This window comes from Vibrio sp. 10N.247.310.98, from assembly GCF_041467395.1.
GTDB classification, from domain to species: Bacteria; Pseudomonadota; Gammaproteobacteria; order Enterobacterales; family Vibrionaceae; genus Vibrio; species Vibrio crassostreae_C.
This window is the reverse complement of record NZ_JBFSUL010000013.1, coordinates 31,048-52,969: the sequence shown is the minus strand read 5'-3', so window position 1 is coordinate 52,969 and position 21,922 is coordinate 31,048. Positions and strand designations below refer to the sequence as shown.

13 protein-coding genes and 1 pseudogene are annotated in these 21,922 nt (G+C 42.8%); 9 read left to right on the top strand and 5 right to left on the bottom strand.

Going from position 1 to position 21,922, the window contains the following annotated elements; translation table 11 throughout:
• Positions 1-45 precede the first annotated feature (45 nt).
• Positions 46-1,002, bottom strand: a complete 957-nt coding sequence (gene phnD, locus AB6E78_RS07615) for a phosphate/phosphite/phosphonate ABC transporter substrate-binding protein (RefSeq protein ID WP_372133533.1) — start codon at positions 1,000-1,002, stop codon at positions 46-48.
• A gap of 266 nt (positions 1,003-1,268) precedes the next feature.
• On the opposite strand from phnD, the gene AB6E78_RS07610 reads away from it, so the two are divergent.
• The 8 genes and pseudogenes from AB6E78_RS07610 to AB6E78_RS07575 all read left to right on the top strand — a co-directional run bounded on the left by AB6E78_RS07610 (position 1,269) and on the right by AB6E78_RS07575 (position 15,675).
• A complete protein-coding gene (locus AB6E78_RS07610; protein WP_017069949.1) occupies positions 1,269-1,988 on the top strand; it encodes a FadR/GntR family transcriptional regulator in 720 nt (239 codons plus the stop codon).
• A 727-nt stretch (positions 1,989-2,715) separates the two neighbouring features.
• The gene (locus tag AB6E78_RS07605; RefSeq protein ID WP_102332117.1) at positions 2,716-4,494 is read left to right on the top strand and encodes a sodium:solute symporter family transporter; all 1,779 of its coding nucleotides are present in this window, start codon (positions 2,716-2,718) and stop codon (positions 4,492-4,494) included.
• Positions 4,495-4,712: 218 nt separating this feature from the next.
• Positions 4,713-6,791 carry a DUF4962 domain-containing protein gene (locus AB6E78_RS07600; protein ID WP_102394655.1) on the top strand — a complete coding sequence of 693 codons (2,079 nt, stop codon included), beginning with the start codon at positions 4,713-4,715 and terminating at the stop codon, positions 6,789-6,791.
• Between the two features lie 653 nt (positions 6,792-7,444).
• On the top strand, positions 7,445-8,326 hold the full coding sequence (locus tag AB6E78_RS07595; protein ID WP_004733521.1) for an NAD(P)-dependent oxidoreductase: 882 nt from the start codon (positions 7,445-7,447) through the stop codon (positions 8,324-8,326).
• A 1,056-nt stretch (positions 8,327-9,382) separates the two neighbouring features.
• Positions 9,383-11,254 (top strand): methyl-accepting chemotaxis protein, encoded by a 1,872-nt coding sequence (locus AB6E78_RS07590; protein WP_372125214.1) that lies wholly within the window; start codon positions 9,383-9,385, stop codon positions 11,252-11,254.
• Between the two features lie 238 nt (positions 11,255-11,492).
• Positions 11,493-13,244: pseudogene (locus AB6E78_RS07585) on the top strand (polysaccharide lyase family 7 protein).
• Between the two features lie 424 nt (positions 13,245-13,668).
• Positions 13,669-15,237, top strand: coding sequence for a polysaccharide lyase family 7 protein (locus AB6E78_RS07580; protein WP_372112231.1), 1,569 nt, complete (start codon positions 13,669-13,671; stop codon positions 15,235-15,237).
• A 228-nt stretch (positions 15,238-15,465) separates the two neighbouring features.
• Positions 15,466-15,675 (top strand): hypothetical protein, encoded by a 210-nt coding sequence (locus AB6E78_RS07575; RefSeq protein WP_372118025.1) that lies wholly within the window; start codon positions 15,466-15,468, stop codon positions 15,673-15,675.
• 209 nt (positions 15,676-15,884) lie between these two features.
• Here AB6E78_RS07575 and AB6E78_RS07570 read toward each other — a convergent pair whose 3' ends face one another.
• A complete protein-coding gene (locus AB6E78_RS07570; protein WP_114633649.1) occupies positions 15,885-16,643 on the bottom strand; it encodes an oligogalacturonate-specific porin KdgM family protein in 759 nt (252 codons plus the stop codon).
• 538 nt (positions 16,644-17,181) lie between these two features.
• On the opposite strand from AB6E78_RS07570, the gene AB6E78_RS07565 reads away from it, so the two are divergent.
• Positions 17,182-18,219: a polysaccharide lyase family 7 protein gene (locus AB6E78_RS07565; protein WP_004733527.1), complete on the top strand. Its 1,038-nt coding sequence runs from the start codon at positions 17,182-17,184 to the stop codon at positions 18,217-18,219.
• Between the two features lie 258 nt (positions 18,220-18,477).
• Here AB6E78_RS07565 and AB6E78_RS07560 read toward each other — a convergent pair whose 3' ends face one another.
• The 3 genes from AB6E78_RS07560 to AB6E78_RS07550 form a co-directional block, all read right to left on the bottom strand.
• Entirely contained in the window at positions 18,478-19,845 is a 1,368-nt protein-coding gene (locus AB6E78_RS07560; protein WP_081322222.1) for an MATE family efflux transporter, read from the bottom strand.
• 148 nt (positions 19,846-19,993) lie between these two features.
• Positions 19,994-20,716 (bottom strand): FadR/GntR family transcriptional regulator, encoded by a 723-nt coding sequence (locus AB6E78_RS07555; RefSeq protein WP_017063624.1) that lies wholly within the window; start codon positions 20,714-20,716, stop codon positions 19,994-19,996.
• Between the two features lie 174 nt (positions 20,717-20,890).
• Complete coding sequence (locus AB6E78_RS07550; protein ID WP_017069959.1) at positions 20,891-21,667, bottom strand: SDR family NAD(P)-dependent oxidoreductase; 777 nt, start codon at positions 21,665-21,667, stop codon at positions 20,891-20,893.
• Between the last annotated feature and the right edge of the window lie 255 nt (positions 21,668-21,922).

Sequence of the window (21,922 nt, the reverse complement as noted above, 5' to 3'; positions counted from 1 at the left end):
AGTTAGTTTTATCGGTGTGTGATTGGCTTTTTAGTTCGGTTGAACTTAGCTACACGTGTAAGAGACTTTATTGGCTGTATCGATAGTGCGGATCACTTCCCAGTGCTCTTGGTAAGTGATCGGAACGAACTTCGCTTCACCGTTACGCTCAAATTCTTCTTGAAGCTTTGTGCCTTCCCAGTCGAAAGTGAAGAACGCTTTTTGAATCTTCTCTTGAAGCTCTGGTGTTAGGTTGTGCGCTGTGCCGTAAGCTGTTGTTGGGAAGGTTTGTGACTTGTAGATGCTCTTGATTTGACCTTCTTTAACGACTTCACGTGAAAGCATACGGTTCAATACTGAGTTAGCGACGGCTGCTGCGTCATAATCTTTGTGTGCCACACCCAAAATAGAGTTGTCGTGCGCGCCAGAGAAAGCCGGTTTGAAATCACGTTCAGGTTGAAGCTGGTATTCAGCATCCAGAATCGCAGAAGGGGCTTTGAAACCAGAGTTTGACGTTTGCGATGTGAATGCTAGGTTTTTGCCTTTTAGGTCTTCAACCTTTTCGATGCCTGAACTTGGGTGCGTGATGATTTCCATTTCGTAACCGAAAGAGCCATCTTCAGCCGCCATCATGGTGAATGGAGCAAAGCCAGCACAGTTAACTGCTAGTGGCGTTGAACCTGTGTTGAAACCTGCGATATGCAGACGACCTGAACGCATTGCTTCAATTTGAGCTGCGTTATTTTGAACAGGGAAGAAACGAACCGTTTTTTCCGTTGTTTTTTCAAGGTGGCTCAAAAACTCGCTCCACACATCAGCGTATACTGCTGGATCTTCAACTGGCGTGTAAGCAAAAATTAGCGTGTTTGGATCCACCCATTGTGATTCATCTTGAGGTACATCGGCGACCAAGTTACCAGAGCGGTCTTCGTATCGTGTATCCATTGCTAATGCAGAACCAGAAAAAATCAGCGCAGCAGTAATAGCGCTCTTAAGCGTGAGATTTGTTTTTGTCGGTTTCATTATTTCAGTCCAATTGAGTGATTTTTTGGGAAGGGAGTATAGAAATCGAGGATGACAGAACCGATGCGTTTTAATGACGGATTTATGAATGGTGTAACATAATGTTTCTAGCTGTGTGGAGTTAGATGCTTTATAAGTGTTTGATTCATTGAGTAAATTAATAGAACGCGACTCGTTGCTAATTTACTCAATTGGCGCTAGGTTGAAATCCTGTTATAGTGATCCTTAAATAATACATAAACATAACATATAAAATAAGTGAACTTATGGTTAGCACTTTTAATTCAATCTCGGGCTCGAAGCGCAGCCTGCACGTGCAAGTAGCGCGTGAAATCGCTCGTGGAATCTTGTCTGGTGAACTGCCACAAGGTTCTATTATTCCTGGTGAAATGGCGCTGTGTGAACAGTTTGGTATCAGCCGTACGGCACTTCGTGAAGCAGTTAAACTACTGACTTCTAAAGGCCTGTTAGAGTCCCGCCCGAAAATCGGTACTCGTGTAGTGGATCGCGCATACTGGAACTTTCTTGATCCTCAACTGATTGAATGGATGGATGGTCTAACCGACATAGACCAATTCTGTTCTCAGTTTTTAGGCCTTCGCCGTGCGATTGAACCTGAAGCGTGTGCATTAGCTGCAAAATTTGCGACTGCTGAGCAACGTATCGAGCTTTCAGAGATCTTCCAGAAGATGGTAGAAGTGGATGCTGCTGAAGTATTTGACCAAGAAAGTTGGACAAACATCGACATTCGTTTCCACAGCTTGATCTTCAATGCAACAGGTAACGATTTCTACCTGCCATTCGGCAATATTCTGACGACCATGTTCGTTAACTTCATCGTGCACTCTTCTGAAGAGGGCAGCACATGTATCAATGAACACCGTAGAATCTATGAAGCGATTATGGCTGGCGACAGTGAAAAAGCTCGTACAATGTCAGCGGCTCACTTGCAAGATGCTAACCACCGTTTAGCCACTGCAAGCTAAACACGGTTTTCAACTTCATTTGAACCAGTCAAAAAGGTATGCCAAGTGCATGCCTTTTTTTTTTTTAGAAAGCGTGTTGCACCATGTGTGGCACTGTTTTGGTTCACCCCCGCTTAACTCCTTCTTAAGTCAGTTCCTTCTTGTATACGCCTAGCGGTCGTTCTCTTTACCATCAAAATAAAAATAATATTACGCTCGATATTCGTTTTAGACACTCGAGCTCCCCCCAAATAATTATGCGTCATCCATGATTTTTCATTTTTGTATATTTTTAATCCGCCATCGTTTGAACAGGATATGCCGCTTCAATATGGATTAATTTAAGTTGAATTCTAATGAAATTGTCCACTCTCAATAGATAAAAACACTGGTTTATTGTGTGATAAATGAGGGGGATTTAGCTCAGATTTGGCTTTTATTATTTTTGAGAATTTTATATTTATATGTGTTTGGTTGTATTTGTTAATAAGTGTGCAAAGTCTCGCTTTTTTATAAGTCTTTGATTTTAATGGGTGTGATGTTCTTTGGTCTTGGTTTTTTGAGTTTTCATCTCAAACACCAGTAATTTCCTTAATGGATTGGCCATATTCCATCCTATGTCATATATATAATTAACTTAATCAATCAAAATAAGATCGCCATCACTTATTTGGATTATTGTACTACAAATAAAGTTTGAGATTTCCTATAGTCCTCGTAACAAAATACAACGGACAAAGGATACACGATGGAACTCAACACGATTATTGTCGGCATTTATTTCCTATTCTTGATTGCGATAGGTTGGATGTTTAGAACATTTACAAGTACCACCAGTGACTACTTCCGCGGGGGCGGTAACATGTTGTGGTGGATGGTTGGTGCAACCGCCTTTATGACCCAGTTTAGTGCATGGACATTCACCGGTGCGGCAGGTAAAGCGTATAACGATGGTTTTGCAGTAGCGGTCATCTTCGTAGCCAACGCATTTGGTTACTTCATGAACTTCGCATATTTTGCTCCAAAGTTCCGTCAACTACGTGTAGTAACGGTAATCGAAGCAATTCGTATGCGTTTCGGTGCGACTAACGAACAAGTGTTCACTTGGTCTTCAATGCCAAACAGTGTTGTTTCTGCCGGTGTATGGTTAAACGCACTAGCAATCATCGCTTCTGGTATCTTCGGTTTCGACATGACAGCAACTATCTGGATTACCGGTTTGGTTGTATTGGCAATGTCTGTAACGGGTGGTTCATGGGCGGTAATTGCATCTGACTTTATGCAGATGGTTATCATCATGGCAGTAACCGTGACATGTGCTGTTGTTGCTGTTGTTCAAGGTGGCGGTGTTGGTGAAATCGTGAATAACTTCCCTGTAGCGGAAGGCGGTTCTTTCCTTTCTGGTAACAACATTAACTACTTAAGCATCTTCAGCATTTGGGCATTCTTCATCTTCGTGAAGCAGTTCTCTATTACTAACAACATGCTTAACTCTTACCGTTACCTAGCGGCTAAAGACTCAAAGAACGCGAAGAAAGCAGCGCTACTAGCGTGTGTGCTAATGCTTTGTGGTGTATTTATCTGGTTCATGCCTTCTTGGTACATTGCAGGTCAAGGTGTCGACCTAGCAGCAGCTTACCCAGATGCAGGTAAGAAAGCGGGTGACTTTGCCTACCTATACTTCGTACAAGAGTACATGCCAGCAGGTATGGTTGGCCTTCTAGTTGCGGCGATGTTTGCAGCGACAATGTCTTCAATGGATTCTGGTCTAAACCGTAACTCGGGTATCTTTGTTAAGAACTTCTATGAACCAATCGTTCGTAAAGGTACGGCTAGCGAAAAAGAACTAGTAACGGTTTCTAAGATTACTTCTGCCGTGTTTGGTATTGCTATCATCCTTATTGCACAGTTCATCAACTCGCTTAAAGGTTTGAGCCTGTTCGATACCATGATGTATGTAGGCGCACTGATCGGCTTCCCAATGACAATTCCTGCATTCCTTGGCTTCTTTATTAAGAAGACTCCGGACTGGGCTGGTTGGGGTACGCTAGTGGTTGGTGGTTTTGTTTCTTACTACGTGGGTTTCGTTGTTAACGCTGAAATGGTCTCTTCAATCTTCGGTCTAGAAGAGCTAACAAGCCGTGAATGGTCTGATGTTAAGGTTGCTATCGGTCTGATTGCTCACATTACGCTGACAGGTGGTTTCTTCATCCTATCAACTCTGTTCTACAAGCCATTAACTGAGAAGCGTCAAGCAGACGTTGATAAGTTCTTCGGTAACCTGTCTACTCCATTAGTTGCGGAGTCAGCAGAACAGAAAGTACTGGATAACAAACAGCGTGAAATGCTTGGTAAACTGATTGCGGTAGCGGGTGTCGGTATCATGCTAATGGCTCTACTTACTAACCCAATGTGGGGACGTCTAGTCTTTATCCTTTGTGGTGTGATTGTTGGTGGTGTTGGTGTGCTATTGGTTAAAGCGGTCGATGACGGCGGCAAGCAAGCGAAAGCAGTAACCGAAAGCTAATATAGAGAAAACGTTTATAATAGAATGCGACGACTCGAAAGGGCGTCGCATTTTTTGTTCTGCGAAACGGAAAAACTGTCAGGTGGAAGATATCTGACCTAAATCACGAAAACTGTACAAAATGGTTCAATCGAACCGAAATAGATTCAATTGTCCTACAATAAGACGTATATTATTGCTAATTCCTTTCAATCAACTTGAAAAATAAGTGAGTTAGAATGAGCGACCAAAAATCTCTTGATGCAATCAGGAAGATGAAGCTGGAGAATGATACTTCAGCAGGTAATCTTGTAGACCTACTCCCTATCGAAGTCCAAACACGTGACTTCGACCTATCATTCCTAGACAACTTGAGCGAAGCACGTCCACGTCTTCTTGTTCAAGCAGATCAGTTAGAAGAATTCAAAGCGAAAGTGAAAGCTGATGAAGCTCACTGCATGTTTGATGATTTCTATAACAACTCGACAGTTAAGTTCCTTGAGACTGCTCCTTTCGAAGAGCCTCAAGCGTACCCAGCTGAGACGGTAGGTAAAGCTTCTCTATGGCGTCCTTACTGGCGTCAAATGTACGTTGATTGCCAAATGGCACTGAACGCGACACGTAACCTAGCAATTGCTGGTGTTGTGAAAGAAGACGAAGCGCTAATTGCTAAAGCAAAAGCTTGGACTCTAAAACTGTCTACGTACGATCCAGAAGGCGTGACTTCTCGTGGCTATAACGATGAAGCAGCTTTCCGTGTTATCGCGGCTATGGCTTGGGGTTACGACTGGCTACACGGTTACTTTACAGATGAAGAACGTCAGCAAGTTCAAGATGCTTTGATTGAGCGTCTAGACGAAATCATGCACCACCTGAAAGTGACGGTTGATCTATTGAACAACCCACTGAACAGCCACGGTGTTCGTTCTATCTCTTCTGCTATCATCCCAACGTGTATCGCGCTTTACCACGATCACCCGAAAGCAGGCGAGTACATTGCATACGCTCTAGAATACTACGCAGTACACTACCCACCATGGGGCGGTGTAGACGGCGGTTGGGCTGAAGGTCCGGACTACTGGAACACACAAACTGCATTCCTAGGCGAAGCATTCGATCTATTGAAAGCATACTGTGGCGTAGACATGTTCAACAAAACATTCTACGAAAACACAGGTGATTTCCCGCTTTACTGCATGCCTGTTCACTCTAAGCGCGCGAGCTTCTGTGACCAGTCTTCAATCGGTGATTTCCCAGGTCTAAAACTGGCTTACAACATTAAGCACTACGCAGGTGTTAACCAGAAGCCTGAGTATGTTTGGTACTACAACCAACTGAAAGGCCGTGATACTGAAGCGCACACAAAATTCTACAACTTCGGTTGGTGGGACTTCGGTTACGATGATCTTCGCTTTAACTTCCTTTGGGATGCACCTGAAGAGAAAGCACCATCGAATGACCCACTGTTGAAAGTATTCCCAATCACGGGTTGGGCTGCATTCCACAACAAGATGACTGAGCGTGATAACCATATTCACATGGTATTCAAATGTTCTCCGTTTGGCTCAATCAGCCACTCTCACGGTGACCAAAACGCATTCACGTTGCATGCATTCGGTGAAACGCTAGCGTCAATCACTGGCTACTACGGTGGTTTCGGTGTTGATATGCACACTAAATGGCGTCGTCAAACGTTCTCTAAGAACCTTCCACTATTTGGCGGTAAAGGTCAGTACGGCGAGAACAAGAACACGGGCTACGAAAACCACCAAGATCGCTTCTGTATCGAAGCGGGCGGCAACATCTCTGATTTCGACACTGAATCTGATGTGAAGATGGTTGAGGGTGATGCAACGGCATCTTACAAGTACTTCGTTCCTGAAATTGAATCTTACAAGCGTAAGGTCTGGTTTGTTCAAGGTAAAGTATTCGTAATGCAAGACAAGGCAACGCTTTCTGAAGAGAAAGACATGACTTGGCTAATGCACACAACTTTCGCAAACGACGTGGCAGACAAGTCTTTCACTATCCGTGGCGAAGTTGCGCACCTAGACGTAAACTTCATCAACGAGTCTGCTGATAACATCACGTCAGTTAAGAACGTTGAAGGTTTTGGCGAAGTTGACCCATACGAGTTCAAAGATCTTGAAATCCACCGTCACGTTGAAGTGGAATTCAAGCCATCAAAAGAGCACAACATCCTTACGCTTCTTGTTCCTAATAAGAACGAAGGCGAGCAAGTTGAAGTGTCTCACAAGCTTGAAGGCAACACGCTAATGCTAAATGTTGATGGTGAAACGGTTTCAATCGAACTGTAATTCGCTGAAGCAACAGAAGCTAGATACTAAAAACTCCGAGTGAAAGCTCGGAGTTTTTTTGTTTTGTTAGCTAGCAAGTTGGATACTCAGTTAAATTGTATTAGTTGGCAAAGTTGGGAACCCCATCAGGTTGAAACGAAACTAATTGGCTGAGAAATCAATCGCTTCTCGATGCCAAGTCAGTAGATCGAGGGCTAAACCTGGAAGTTGATACACACAAAGACTGTGTATGTACTTAGCCACTATGCTTAATGAAAGGTGCAGGAGTAGTATACGAGACCTATATTTATCGTTCTGTTAAAAGAATAGGGCGCCAACCCCTTTTTCGTAAAAACTGATATGACTTACTTCTGCGTGAACAGTCTAATCACTGGCTGAGTAGGGGAGTCGTGAACTATACATAGGTAAAGGCGTAGCTTGTGCTTACTAATCGTATGACATTTAACGTATGTTATTTCATCAATAGACGGTTTTTAAACTGGCAAATAGTTCCTGTAAGTACAAAGCGTGCCCCATATTTTCTCGTAAAGTGAACCCCCGTCACAACTTACGTCTAACCGTTAAATCAATGCCCTAAAACTATTGCGTAACGAGAAAGACGTAGTTATTATAATGACCATATAATCATACAATACTATATTTGGAGTTTGAACATGACTAAACCTGTAATCGGTTTCATTGGCCTAGGTCTTATGGGCGGCAACATGGTTGAAAACCTGCAAAAGCGCGGCTACCACGTAAACGTAATGGATCTAAGCGCTGAAGCTGTTGCTCGCGTTACAGATCGCGGCAATGCGACTGCATTCACTTCTGCTAAAGAACTAGCGGCTGCAAGTGATATCGTTCAGTTTTGTCTTACAACTTCTGCTGTTGTTGAAAAAATCGTTTACGGCGAAGACGGCGTTCTAGCTGGCATCAAAGAAGGCGCAGTATTAGTAGACTTCGGTACTTCTATCCCTGCTTCTACTAAGAAAATCGGCGCAGCTCTAGCTGAAAAAGGCGCGGGCATGATCGACGCACCTCTAGGCCGTACTCCTGCACACGCTAAAGATGGTCTTCTGAACATCATGGCTGCTGGCGACATGGAAACTTTCAACAAAGTTAAACCTGTTCTTGAAGAGCAAGGCGAAAACGTATTCCACCTAGGTGCTCTAGGTTCTGGTCACGTTACTAAGCTTGTAAACAACTTCATGGGTATGACGACTGTTGCGACTATGTCTCAAGCTTTCGCTGTTGCTCAACGCGCTGGTGTTGATGGCCAACAACTGTTTGACATCATGTCTGCAGGTCCATCTAACTCACCATTCATGCAATTCTGTAAGTTCTACGCAGTAGACGGCGAAGAGAAGCTAGGTTTCTCTGTTGCTAACGCTAACAAAGATCTTGGTTACTTCCTTGCTCTTTGTGAAGAGCTAGGTACTGAGTCTCTAATTGCTCAAGGTACTGCAACTAGCCTACAAGCTGCTGTTGACGCAGGAATGGGTAACAACGACGTACCAGTAATCTTCGACTACTTCGCTAAACTAGAGAAGTAATCGACGTACGACCTCGCTAGGGTATTGCCTGTCTTTTTAGGCGGCGATACCTCAGCGAGGTTCGTTTTTATCTGCCATACCCAACCCTTTGTTCCCTCGTTAAACTCTTCTACTTCTACTTCCTCAGCTACACCTACTCAAAACTCTGTTCAACTTTGTTACTGCCTCAATTCCTATTTTTGTTTCTATATCTATATCTATATCTATATCTATATCTATTTGTAAATTCAAAGCCTTCTAGCACCAACTCACTCACTTTTCCTCGCAAGCTTAAACCAGTGCACTTAACTGATTGTTGGCGATGGCTTAACACCGCTCGTATATCGGGTCTGAAAAGAAAGTAAAAAAAACCCACACAGCTGGTGACTGTATGGGCATGTTCGGACGAGCCGTCTGGAAAAACAAATGATCAATAGAAAGTGAAAAAACGAATAACGAGATCCCCCGACAGTTTCTACGTTAAACGAGTTCAATGACCTTAAAGCGGCTGCTTCAATTATCACTTTGAACTGAACAAAAGCATCCAGAAAGAACTTAAGTTATGATTCAAATACACCATAACTTAAGGCTTATTGTATTACAAATAAATTTTAAGATTGAATGCCTTGAGTGAATGGTTGGTTAGTGAAAATGTGACCTAAGGCTCACTTTCCTAGTCAGGTGACCGAAAGTGATATGAATAATTTGAGTGGAGGCATTATCGGCGAAGTTGTGAGGTAATCATCTGAAAGTTGATCATTTTTAATTGGTTAATTATTCCTTTCTAATCATGTTAAAAGTTCAAACTCATAAATGATACCTATGTCACAGGGTGATTTTAACCAGTTTTGATATGTCAAGATTGCTCACAGAAAGTGCAGTCAATTAAACATACAATATTAATTAAATTGATGGTTGTGACGATGGAACGGCATGAACAAGTTTTGCTTCCCGTATCTTCGAATATCTAAAAAATGACCATTTCATTCGGATAAAAATAATAGACATAGGTTGATATGGATTATGAGTTTTATGAATTCAAAATTGTCTCTAGGGTTTAAAGGAAAATTGATTTTAATGGTGGCGATCGTCAGTTCCAGTGCCTTGGCATTTACGAACTGGTTCACGCTTAACTTGGCGACTGATCAAGTAAACCAAACGATTTATAACGAGATTGATCACTCGTTAACGATAGAAATTAATCAGATTGAAAGCACCGTCCAGCGCACCATCGATACGGTCAATTCCGTTGCACAAGAGTTCATGAAATCCCCATACCAAGTACCAAACGAAGCGCTGATGCATTTTGCCGCTAAGCTCGGTGGTATTGACAAGATTGTAGTGGGTTTTGATGATGGTCGTTCTTACACTTCTCGTCCTTCAGAGTCTTTCCCAAACGGTGTTGGAATCAAAGAAAAATACAACCCAACGACTCGTCCTTGGTATCAACAAGCGAAATTGAAATCAGGTTTATCTTTTAGTGATCTGTTTTTCACCAAGAGTACTCAAGTACCTATGATTGGTGTGACTTACACCTATCAAGATCGCGTCATCATGGCAGACATTCGATTTGATGATTTGGAAACTCAGCTCAAACAGCTAGATAGCATCTACGAAGCCAAAGGTATCATCGTGGATGAGAGAGGGATGGTAATTGTATCCACAATAGAAAACGTGCTTCCACAGAGCAATATATCTTCTGCTGACGCCTTAATGAAACTCAATGAAGCTATTGAACTACCTGACCAATTCATTGAAGGTATGATTGATGGTAATCAGCGAATCTTGATGGCTAAGAAGGTCGATATTGGCAGCCAGAAAGAGTGGTACATGATTTCTAGTATTGATCCTGAACTTGCGCTCGATCAGCTGAATGGTGTGATGTCGGATGCTCGAATGCTGATTATTGCCTGTGTGTTGGGGTCGGTCATATTGATGACTTTAATCCTGAATCGTTTCTACCGCCCAATCGTGTCATTGCGTAAGATTGTTCACGACCTTTCTCAAGGTAATGGCGACCTGACCCAAAGGCTCGCAGAGAAAAGTAATGACGACCTAGGACACATCGCCAAAGACATCAACTTGTTCATCATTGGCTTGCAAGAGATGGTTAAAGACGTGAAATTCAAGAACTCAGATCTTGATACCAAGGTATTAAGTATTCGAGAAGGCTGCAAGGAAACCAGCGATGTACTGAAAGTTCATACCGATGAAACGGTTCAGGTGGTCTCTGCGATTAATGGATTGTCCGAGGCTTCAAGTGAAGTCGAGAAGAACTCACAGTTTGCGGCAGAAGCAGCGCAAGATGCGGCCGTGTCCAGTGACGAGACTAAGCAAATTAACACTGTGACCGAAACGTACATCAGTGATCTTGAGAAGCAAGTTTGTACGACGTCGGATGATATTCGTTCTATGGCCAATGAAACACAGAGCATCCAGTCGATAGTGTCTGTGATTGGTGGTATTGCTGAGCAAACCAACTTGCTTGCGCTGAATGCATCCATTGAGGCGGCGAGAGCAGGCGAGCATGGTCGAGGTTTTGCTGTCGTGGCTGACGAAGTCCGTGCGCTAGCAAACCGAACTCAAATCAGCACCTCTGAAATCGAAGAGGCGTTATCTGGGTTGCAATCTAAATCGGATGGCTTGGTTAAATCGATCGAGTTAACGAAGAGCAATTGTGAGATGACTCGTGCTCAAGTTGTGCAAGCGGTAAACATGCTAGCGAAGCTGACGGAACAGATGAAAACCGTGAGTCGTTTCAACAACGATATCTCTGCTTCTTCTGTCGAGCAAAATGCCTTGATTCATAGTATCGCTAAGAACATGCATAAGATTGAAAGCTTCGTTGAGGAACTCAATAAGCTAAGCCAAGATCAACTGACAGAGTCGGCTGAAATCAAAACACTGAATGGCAGCGTTAGCGAGCTAATGAGTAGCTTTAAAGTCTAACGTTTCTATTAATAAACACTAAAAATCAATGTTTTAATTGTGGCTTTTAGCCTGAGAGCCACTCCAAACCTGTCGAGTTTAGAGTGGCCTTTCTGCGTTGTTTTTGTCTCTAAATCCTCGGTAGCGCCACCTCATATCACCTCATTTGTCGCATCTCACATTATGATAAATAGATAATTGACATAAAATAGTACAAATATATCTTATCACTCTACTCTTATGGATAAGTGAGATAAATGTGAATAAGCCAACCCTCATCGTCGCTCTCGCTTCACTCACCTATGGCTGCGGTTGAAGCAGTTCAAATAGCTCAAGTGATAGCGATGACCCTTCTGATAACACCAGTCCAGGAACGTCTTATGGCGTTGTTGCGCCTTATGATATTGCTAAGTATCAAAACATCCTCTCCAGTTCTGACCTTCAGGTATCGGATCCTAACGGCACAGAGGGCAACAAAACCTCTGAAGTGAAAGATGGCGATTTCGATGGTTACATCAGTAATTACTTTTACGCAGATGAAGAGACGGAAAACCTAATTTTTAAAATGGCGAACTATAAGATGCGTTCTGAGGTTCGTGAGGGAGAAAACTTCGATATCAATGAAACGGGTGTAAGACGAAGCTTGTATGCGGAAATAAGCTTACCTGATATCGAGCATGCAATGGCGAGTTCACCTGCCGACCATGATGAAGTGACGTTGCTGCAGATACACAATAAGGGGACTGATGAGAGTGGCACCGGTTACATTCCTCATCCATTATTGCGTGTGGTATGGGAGCAGGAGAGGGACGGCCTTACCGGTCATTATTGGGCGGTCATGAAGAGCAATGCGATTGATTGTAGCAGTGCGGCTGACTCTTCGGATTGTTATGCCACGTCATACAATCGCTACGATTTAGGTGAGGCGGAATTGGACAGTTTTACCAAATTTGATCTTTCTGTTTATGAGAACACACTGTCGCTCAAAGTGAATGATGAAGTAAAAGTGAATCAAGACATCGCTTACTGGCAGCATTTATTGAGCTACTTCAAAGCGGGTATCTATAACCAATTTGAGAATGGTGAAGCGATTGCTTACTATCAGGCGTTGAGATACACCACGACTCAAATCGATGGATCAAACGATTGGGACATTAATGATTGGAAGCTGACTATTCCACCGAGTAAGAATGATTGGTATGGAAGCGGTGGTGACAGTGCTGCTGAGTTAGAACCAGAACGTTGTGAATCGAGTAAAGATCTTCTTTCAAATGACAGCGATGTGTACGACAGTGATATTGATCTTTCTTACTTCAATACTGATGAAGGAAGAATGCACTTTAGAGCGGATATGGGATACGGCACCTCTACCCAAAACTCTAGCTATATTCGCTCTGAGCTCAGGGAGTTGTATCAAAGCAGTGTTCAACCGGATTGTAGCACCAGCGATGAAGATACAAGTTGGTATTTGGACGACACTAGAACGAACGCTACCAGTCACGAGTTAACCGCAAGCTTGCGAATTGAAGATTACCCGAACATCAACAATCAAGATCCAAAAGTGGTACTTGGACAAATCCATGGTTGGAAGATCAATCAAGCATTGGTGAAACTGTTATGGGAAGGCGAGAGTAAGCCAGTAAGAGTGATACTGAACTCTGATTTTGAGCGCAACAACCAAGACTGTGATCATTGTGACCCGTTCAGTGTCGAGTTAGGGACTTATTCGGCAAGTGAAGAGTGGCGATATACGATTCGAGCCAATCCAGAAGGTATCTACTTGGCGACTCATGATTTAGATGGAACCAACACCGTTTCTCATTTAATCCCTTGGGGACAAGATTACACAGATAAAAATGGGGACACGGCCTCGTTGACGTCAGATTGGACATCGACAGATATTGCTTTCTATTTCAAAGCGGGCATTTACCCTCAATTTAAACCTGATAGCGGCTATGCTGGTGAGGTGTTCGATGTCAGCTTTAGTTCTCTTAGAGCGGCACACTATTGATTGAGTCGAGATTTAAGCCGCCCCTACATTAAATTAAAAGATCACATTAGCTATTGGTAATGTGGTCTTTTTGGTTTTTAGGGAGAGATAAATCGGCGTTTTCTGATTGCTGGGAACTCGTCTTATTGAGTTTATAGCGCGCACATTCTGTGGAGGAGAGCCGTAGATGACGAGCCTATTTTGTATTCTAAATTTCTATATATTGTCTTTTATCAATAGGAAGTGTGATCCAGTTAAAGTATGAAAGATCGGAAAGTGTCCTCAGTCTCATTTATTCAACGAAATGTTTTATTTGTATTATAAGACTACGTAATATTTTCATGTTATCGCAAATACTGAGAGGGGAATCGCCTTATAGCTCGTGTTTGCTGATTGATGCTTTCACTTACGAACGCTGTCTTTGTATTATAATAATGGATTAAATATGAAACAAATCACTCTAAAAACCTTACTCGCTTCTTCTATTATGCTTGCCGTTGGTTGCGCGACTACAAGCACAACCAACGCAGACTTCCCTAACAACAAAGAAACGGGTGAAGCGCTTCTTACTCCGGTTGCTGCTACCGCTAGCAGTCACGATGGAAATGGCCCAGATCGCCTCATTGACCAAGACCTAACAACACGTTGGTCGTCAGCGGGTGACGGTGAGTGGGCAATGCTAGATTATGGTTCAGTACAAGAGTTTGACGCTGTTCAAGCATCCTTCAGTAAAGGTAATGAGCGCCAATCTAAATTTGATATTCAAGTGAGTGTCGATGGTGAAACCTGGACGACGGTACTTGAGAACCAACTCAGTTCTGGTAAAGCTATCGGCCTTGAGCGTTTCCAATTTGAGCCTGCGGTGAAAGCACGTTACGTAAGATATGTTGGTCACGGCAACACCAAAAACGGTTGGAACAGTGTGACTGGGTTAGCAGCGGTTAACTGTAGCATCAACGCTTGTCCAGCGAGTCACATCATCACTTCAGACGTGGTGGCTGCAGAAGCGGTGCTTATTGCTGAAATGAAAGCAGCGGAAAAAGCGCGTAAAGCAGCACGCAAAGATCTACGCTCAGGTAACTTCGGCGTAGCAGCAGTTTACCCTTGTGAGACTTCAGTTAAATGTGACACTCGCAGCGCGCTACCTGTTCCGACAGGCCTACCAGCGACACCCGTTGCCGGTAATGCACCGAGCGAAAACTTCGACATGACTCACTGGTACCTGTCTCAACCATTCGACCATGACAAAAACGGTAAGCCAGATGATGTATCCGAGTGGAACCTTGCAAACGGGTATCAACACCCAGAAATCTTCTATACCGCGGACGACGGTGGTCTAGTGTTCAAGTCTTACGTGAAAGGTGTACGTACATCTAAAAACACTAAGTACGCGCGTACCGAGCTTCGTGAGATGATGCGTCGTGGTGACCAGTCTATCAGTACGAAAGGTGTTAATAAGAACAACTGGGTATTCTCAAGCGCACCTGAAGCTGATTTAGAAGCTGCGGCTGGTATCGATGGCGTTCTAGAAGCAACATTGAAAATCGATCATGCGACAACAACGGGTAATGCGAATGAAGTAGGTCGCTTTATCATTGGTCAGATTCACGATCAAAACGATGAGCCGATTCGTTTGTACTACCGTAAACTGCCAAACCAACCAACGGGCGCAGTTTACTTTGCACACGAAAGCCAAGACGCGACCAAAGAGGACTTCTATCCTCTAGTGGGAGACATGACGGCTGAAGTAGGTGAAGATGGTATCGCACTTGGTGAAGTGTTCAGCTACCGTATTGACGTTAAAGGCAACACGATGACGGTAACGCTAATGCGTGAAGGCAAAGACGATGTTGTACAAGTGGTTGATATGAGCAACAGCGGCTATGACGTTGGCGGCAAGTACATGTACTTCAAAGCCGGTGTTTACAACCAAAACATCAGCGGCGACCTAGACGATTACTCACAAGCGACTTTCTACCAGCTAGACGTATCGCACGATCAGTATCAGGAATAATGAATAAGTTGAATTTACAACTAAAATGGCAGCTATTATTAGCTGCCATTTTTTCATTACCGATAGGACTACTTTTATTTAATCCTAAGGCTTCGCTCTACAAGTTTTGGGTTTAGGATACTTCGTCAATAAAAAAGGTTCAACGCGGATTAGCGGGAACTAAAAAAAACGGCAGTAAGTGATATGGTTTAGTCGCCAAACAAAAACCATACACAAACGACCGTTTTCATGCCGAATCATACTTTCCTACCTTCATTCTGGGAAGGTTTTCAAATAATAAAGTCTCATCAGACAGCATCACTTATTACCCTGATTCTTAAACCTAACTCTGAGGCTAAGTGCCTTTGTGGTATCGAGGCCGAGGCTATTCATGAGTATCAATGGCGTCATGTAAAAGAGACCATGTTGCTCGGTGTTCTTGTTGAACTTTCTGTTTAAACACGAAGAATTAAGTGTCGTAACTGCGGCATAAAAACAGAATCTCTATCTTGGTTGGAGCTTTAAGCTCGTATAACGGAGTGCCTAAAAAGATATATAGAACAAATGCTTACTGAAGATAAAAGCGGCTTTCCCCGGAAAGCCGCGATGAACCATAAAAAAGGCTTAGAAATTTATAAGCCTTTTTAAAGAATGGATAGTCACAATGTTTAAAATGAGTATGTAACACCAACGCGTGTTTTTAACTGACGTTCATTCTCTTCCGCTGAGCCGTAATCTGATGTCCAAAATTCAACATAAGGTCTTAGGTTATCGAATTTATAGCCGATTTTTACACCTAAATCCCATTCCCAATCTTCACCATTCGCTTTGACTTGATCTTCGTAGCTTTTGACGTAGTTCGCCTCATAACTTAATTGAAGGTTTTTTAAATCTTCGTCTTGGAATTTATAAGCGCCAGTCAATGTAAATTTACCTTGCTGAACAGTCTCACCAGCTAATGCTATTTTGTCGCCGTTAACTTTTGTGAGAGAACTGCTTGAACTGTCTGTGTAGTTTTGGAATTCATGACGGTAACGAAGAGCCGTTGTTAGACCGAAGTCAGCTTTATACCCAACACGAAACTGTGGTTTAAATGTTGTTTTTTCATCGCCGAACGTAATAGGCATACCTGGCTGCAAATACCACTTTTCATCTAACGCATAACGAACACCCCAATCAAACTCAGAATCTCCGCGTTCCAATTGGTTATATATATCGCCTTCTGCATTTGGAGCGAACTTTTGTTCAACGCTAAAATATAGCTTTGTCTCGTCTGCTATTTTCGTACTTCCGCCAATTTTAATACGATGCGCGTATTTATCGTCTTCATGCTTATGTTCTGCACGGTAATCAAGAGTTGCGCCAGTCGCTGTGCCTGCAAGAAGAGTTGTAGCAACAATTGCAGCAATTTTTGTAACAGAGTTCATACCTTTGTCTCACTATTATTTTTTTATTCTGGATACATCCAATGTACCCGTGGCTCACAAACCAATACCTTACATGGTATTAAATTAATGTATGACAAATATGGTATTTATTATTGAGTCAGATTTCTGTGAGATCTATCAAAAAGTTCTGACTAATGGCCCAAATATATAGCTAAATGTTATGAATATCTCAATTTAGGGCTTGTGTATTAAATCAATCATGACGTACTTCTCATATTCACAAACCTTAGAAACTCACTTTTTTGCATGTGTTAAAATAATACAAATATTAAGTGTTTCTATATGTTAATAATGATTATTTTAACCATCGTGGCTTAAACATAGGGAGCATGTTGAGAGGCATAAATATAAACCATAGCCAGATGTTTAATAAAAGTTACAAAATGGCTAAATGTAAATTCTATTTATCGGTTGGCTTATTTAAGTCGAAGAGAAAATATTTAGTACTAATTCGTGTTCAAAAGTGGTTTCTGTACTGAGTGTGTACTCGGTATCTGTTAACAATAAAGGATGAGTCATGTTTAAGAAAAACATATTAGCAGTGGCGCTATTAGCGACTGTACCAATGGTTACTTTCGCAAATAACGGTGTTTCTTACCCCGTACCTGCCGATAAATTCGATATGCATAATTGGAAAATAACCATACCTTCAGATATTAATGAAGATGGTCGTGTTGATGAAATAGAAGGGGTAGCCATGATGAGCTACTCACATAGTGATTTCTTCCATCTTGATAAAGACGGCAACCTTGTATTTGAAGTGCAGAACCAAGCGATTACGACGAAAAACTCGAAGAATGCGCGTTCTGAATTACGACAAATGCCAAGAGGCGCAGATTTCTCTATCGATACGGCTGATAAAGGAAACCAGTGGGCACTGTCGAGTCACCCAGCGGCTAGTGAATACAGTGCTGTTGGCGGAACATTAGAAGCGACATTAAAAGTTAATCACGTCTCAGTTAACGCTAAGTTCCCAGAAAAGTACCCAGCTCACTCGGTGGTTGTTGGTCAGATTCACGCTAAAAAACATAATGAGCTAATCAAAGCTGGAACCGGTTATGGGCATGGTAATGAACCACTAAAGATCTTCTATAAGAAGTTTCCTGACCAAGAAATGGGTTCAGTATTCTGGAACTATGAACGTAACCTAGAGAAAAAAGATCCTAACCGTGCCGATATCGCTTATCCAGTGTGGGGTAACACGTGGGAAAACCCTGCAGAGCCGGGTGAAGCGGGTATTGCTCTTGGTGAAGAGTTTAGTTACAAAGTGGAAGTGAAAGGCACCATGATGTACCTAACGTTTGAAACCGAGCGTCACGATACCGTTAAGTATGAAATCGACCTGAGTAAGGGCATCGATGAACTTGATTCACCAACGGGTTATGCTGAAGATGATTTTTACTACAAAGCGGGCGCATACGGCCAATGTAGCGTGAGCGATTCTCACCCTGTATGGGGGCCAGGTTGTGGCGGTACTGGCGATTTCGCTGTCGATAAAAAGAATGGCGATTACAACAGTGTGACTTTCTCAGCGCTTAAGTTGAACGGTAAATAGCACATAGCATAACCAATAGGCTAGCTAGACGCAGTCCTTAAGGAATATTTTCGAAGACCACTTAACCGAATGTTGAGTGGTCTTTTTGTTTTATATGAGTTTTAAGATGACCTTGGTATTAATGTGACCTTGGTATCAATGAGGGTGTGCTGAAGCCTACCAATGAATGGTACAGCTAAAACAATACAACCTTGTCAAAAGACAAGGTTGTATTCAGAACGCGTGGGAAGATTTTAGGACGGCAACTCGATACGGAGTTTAGTCATACATCAACTCTTTAGCTTTGTCGGCATCAAACTCTTTAAGAGACTTTCGAGCCAAATGACGGAATGGGAAAGCTTTAACGACTTCTTCGAATGGTTGGATAGCGAAAGCCCAAAAGATAGAACCGTCTAATCCAAAGATGATCAATGCACACAATGGAATTGAAATTACCCATTGACCAGTAAAGTTGATTTTGAAGACTGCGGTCGTTTTTCCTAGTGCTCTTAATACATTCCCATGAACCGTGTTGTAGCCACGGACAATCGGCAAGAAGATGTAGAGTGGGGCGATAACGGCCAATGCTTGATAGGTAGATTCATCCAAGTTCGGGTAAATGTCACCAATGACCAGACTTAATCCTGCGAATAAGAGTGCACAAACGAAAGAAATGACGACTGCAATATCGATACTGGTATCGACGTTTTTGACTAGGTCATCCATCTTTTTGGAGCCAATCGCTTGGCTGATAGTAATCGCGGAAGAGTGAGCCCAAGCGGTAATAAATTGAGAGACAGCCCTGATCCAAGGCATCACCAAAGTAATCGCTACGTAAGCGTTGATGTTAAGTTGCGAATACAACAATTGATATATCGTTGCGCCAATCAAAAGCATGGTCACGTTCGCTGCTACAGGGAATATTTCGATAAAGTGACGGCGAACGTTGGTAAAGAATTCAGAGCGCTGAGCGTCTAATTTGAGTGAAATCGCTGAGCTTAAATGCACGCACAAAACCAAATACAGCAAGCGGATCGTTATTGCAATAATGCTGCCTAATGCAGCGCCTTGTACTCCAATCCCTTCAAAATTAGAAAAACCATGAATCAGCACATATGAGAGTACAGCATTGATAGGCAGTTCAATTAAGTAACCTTTGAATGGGACTTTAGTTCTGCCTAGCGCATTAAATAAAGCAATGATCACCTGCGTTAACGCGGTAAAAATAACGATGTATTTCGAGATGTCTAGATAGCGGCTGATTTCTAAGTGAAGGGAAGCGTCATCTGTTAAAGCTTGAATCAAGGGTTGTTCGAAAAAAGTAAGTAGAAGCCAAAATAGTGTTGCTACGCCAAGGTTGATAAATAACCCTGCCCAAAATGCTTTAGATAATGATGCGGCGATGCCAGAGCCCACTGCGCGGCTTAATACTAACTGAGTACCGTTTGCCAGCGCCATTTGAATTCCCAGTACAAAGGCAACGATAGTCGTCGCAATCCCCATTGCAGCTAAAGGGATTTCACCAAGAGGAGAGACAAGCAGTGTGTCGATCATCAACATCGACTGCATCAAGATACCGTTTAAGGCGAGGGGCCAGGCGAGAGAGAAATTTTTCCTTACGTACGATTGTGAAGACACAAACAACACCTTATGTGTATAACCGTAAGCTTTCTCTGAGGTGGCGGAGTAGAGCGTTTAAAGAAGAAAACACTACGGTAGTTGATGGTTAAAAAATGGGTGCTAAAACAAGACTGACTTGTGTCTTTGAAAAACAAGTCAGTTTGGTTAATCTCGGTTATGCGATGGCTAATTCAACCCTAGAGAGCTTTTGGTTCTCATCGTCTAGCAGGACTTGAGAAGCAATTCGAGCTTGCTTGGCATCGCCAGACATTATTGCGTCGTAAATCGCTTTGTGTTCTTCTAAACAGAAGCGACCGCCTTCAGCGGAGTGGTCGATAAACTGCTTGAAGATAGTCGACAGAATGTTCGCGAATGGAATGTAAAATTGATTACCTGTCGATAAGAAAATCGTTTGGTGAAACAGGTGATCGTTGGTCGTCCACTCTTCATAATCGAAGCTATTTGCTGCGATGGTCATTTTCTGGAAAAGAATCGAAAGCTCTTTGCGTTGCTCTACAGTTGCATTGGTTGCAGCGAGCGCACACGCTTCCGGGTCAATCGCTTTTCTTAAGCCTAAAAATTGAGACAAGAAGGGTTTAGTATCTTCTAAATCTTGGATCCAGTACAGCAATTGCGGGTCCAAGAAGTGCCACTGTGTTCTCGGTTTGATACGAGTGCCCACTTTTGGCTTCGACTCGATTAAACCTTTTGCCGAAAGTAGCTTAGTTGATTCTCGAAGGGCAGTTCTGCTCACTCCAAAGATTTCGCACAGCTCCATTTCGCTGGGTAACTTTTGATTTTCTTCTAACTCGCCTGACAAGATCTTGCGAGCAATTTGTCTCGCCACTTGAACATGAATTCGGCGGCTTGAATCTTCCACCAATGTAAATATTGACATTTAAACCACCTGAAATTGAAACTTTGAAAACACTAAAAGCCAGACGAATCTGGTGTTTAGTGTCAGTGTATACGTCGAATTTAGTGTGAGGTTTTCCCTCATCTACTCGGGTCTGTTAACCTTATATAGTGTGGCGAACTTAAATCGCTGAGTGAGCTTATATAAACCAGCTAACTAGGGCGTTATTTGTCCGCCGTTAACATCTAGGATTTGACCTGTGATGTAACCGCTGCAAGCGTGCGATGCAAAGAAAGCGAATGAAGGGGCAACTTCATCAATATGGCCAAAGCGTCCCATTGGAATGTTGTTAGCAATGGTCGCTTTCAAATCGTCGCTCTTGCCATCGTGAAATGCGGTGTCGATAGTGCCCGGTGAAACAATGTTGAAACGGATATTGTCTTGCGCGAACTCTTTCACCCAATTGCGGTGAATGTCGTGTAACCAAGCCTTAGACGCGGCATAGATGCCTGCACCAACACCACCGCCTTCGCGAGCGGCGATAGATCCTGTGCTAATCACACAAGATGTTTGCCCGGACTCAGCAGCAGAGGCGCGTAAGTGCGGGATAGAGAACTTGGTTGTCATCAGCGCAGAGCGAACATTAAGGTTCATTACGCGCTCATAAAACTCATCATCGATATTTTCTAGATTGGCGCGACCACCAAGGCCACCGGCGTTGTTAATCAACACGTCCATGCCACCAAAATGATCAGTGAACTCTTTGACTAACCTTTCGCACTCTAATGTGTCCATTAGGTTTGCAGGAAAAAAGGCAACATCGCCACCCAGTGCGGTAAGTTCAGATAGAACGTCATCGACTTTTGGGCTGAAAGCACGACTATTGATGCCGACTTTTGCGCCGTATTTTGCAAAGACACGTGCGGTAGCTAAACCCATACCAGCAGTAGAGCCAGTAATTAGAATGCGTTTGCCTTTTAAATCGTTAAACATCAGAGCCGCCTATATTGTAGATTATTCACGCCAATAAATCATACAATAACACTTGCTATATTCAAGGGTGTTTATCTAAAAACGGGTTATTACCGACATAAATAGTGAGAGTAAGGGTGGTTTTGTGAGTTCACGCATACATTGAAATAGTAAATGAGAACTATTTGTATGAATTAATAGGTTGAATTGGTTTTATAAACCTAAAGATGAGCAGGTTTGTGAAATATTGCTCCAACCTTTACTGGTAGTGACCTC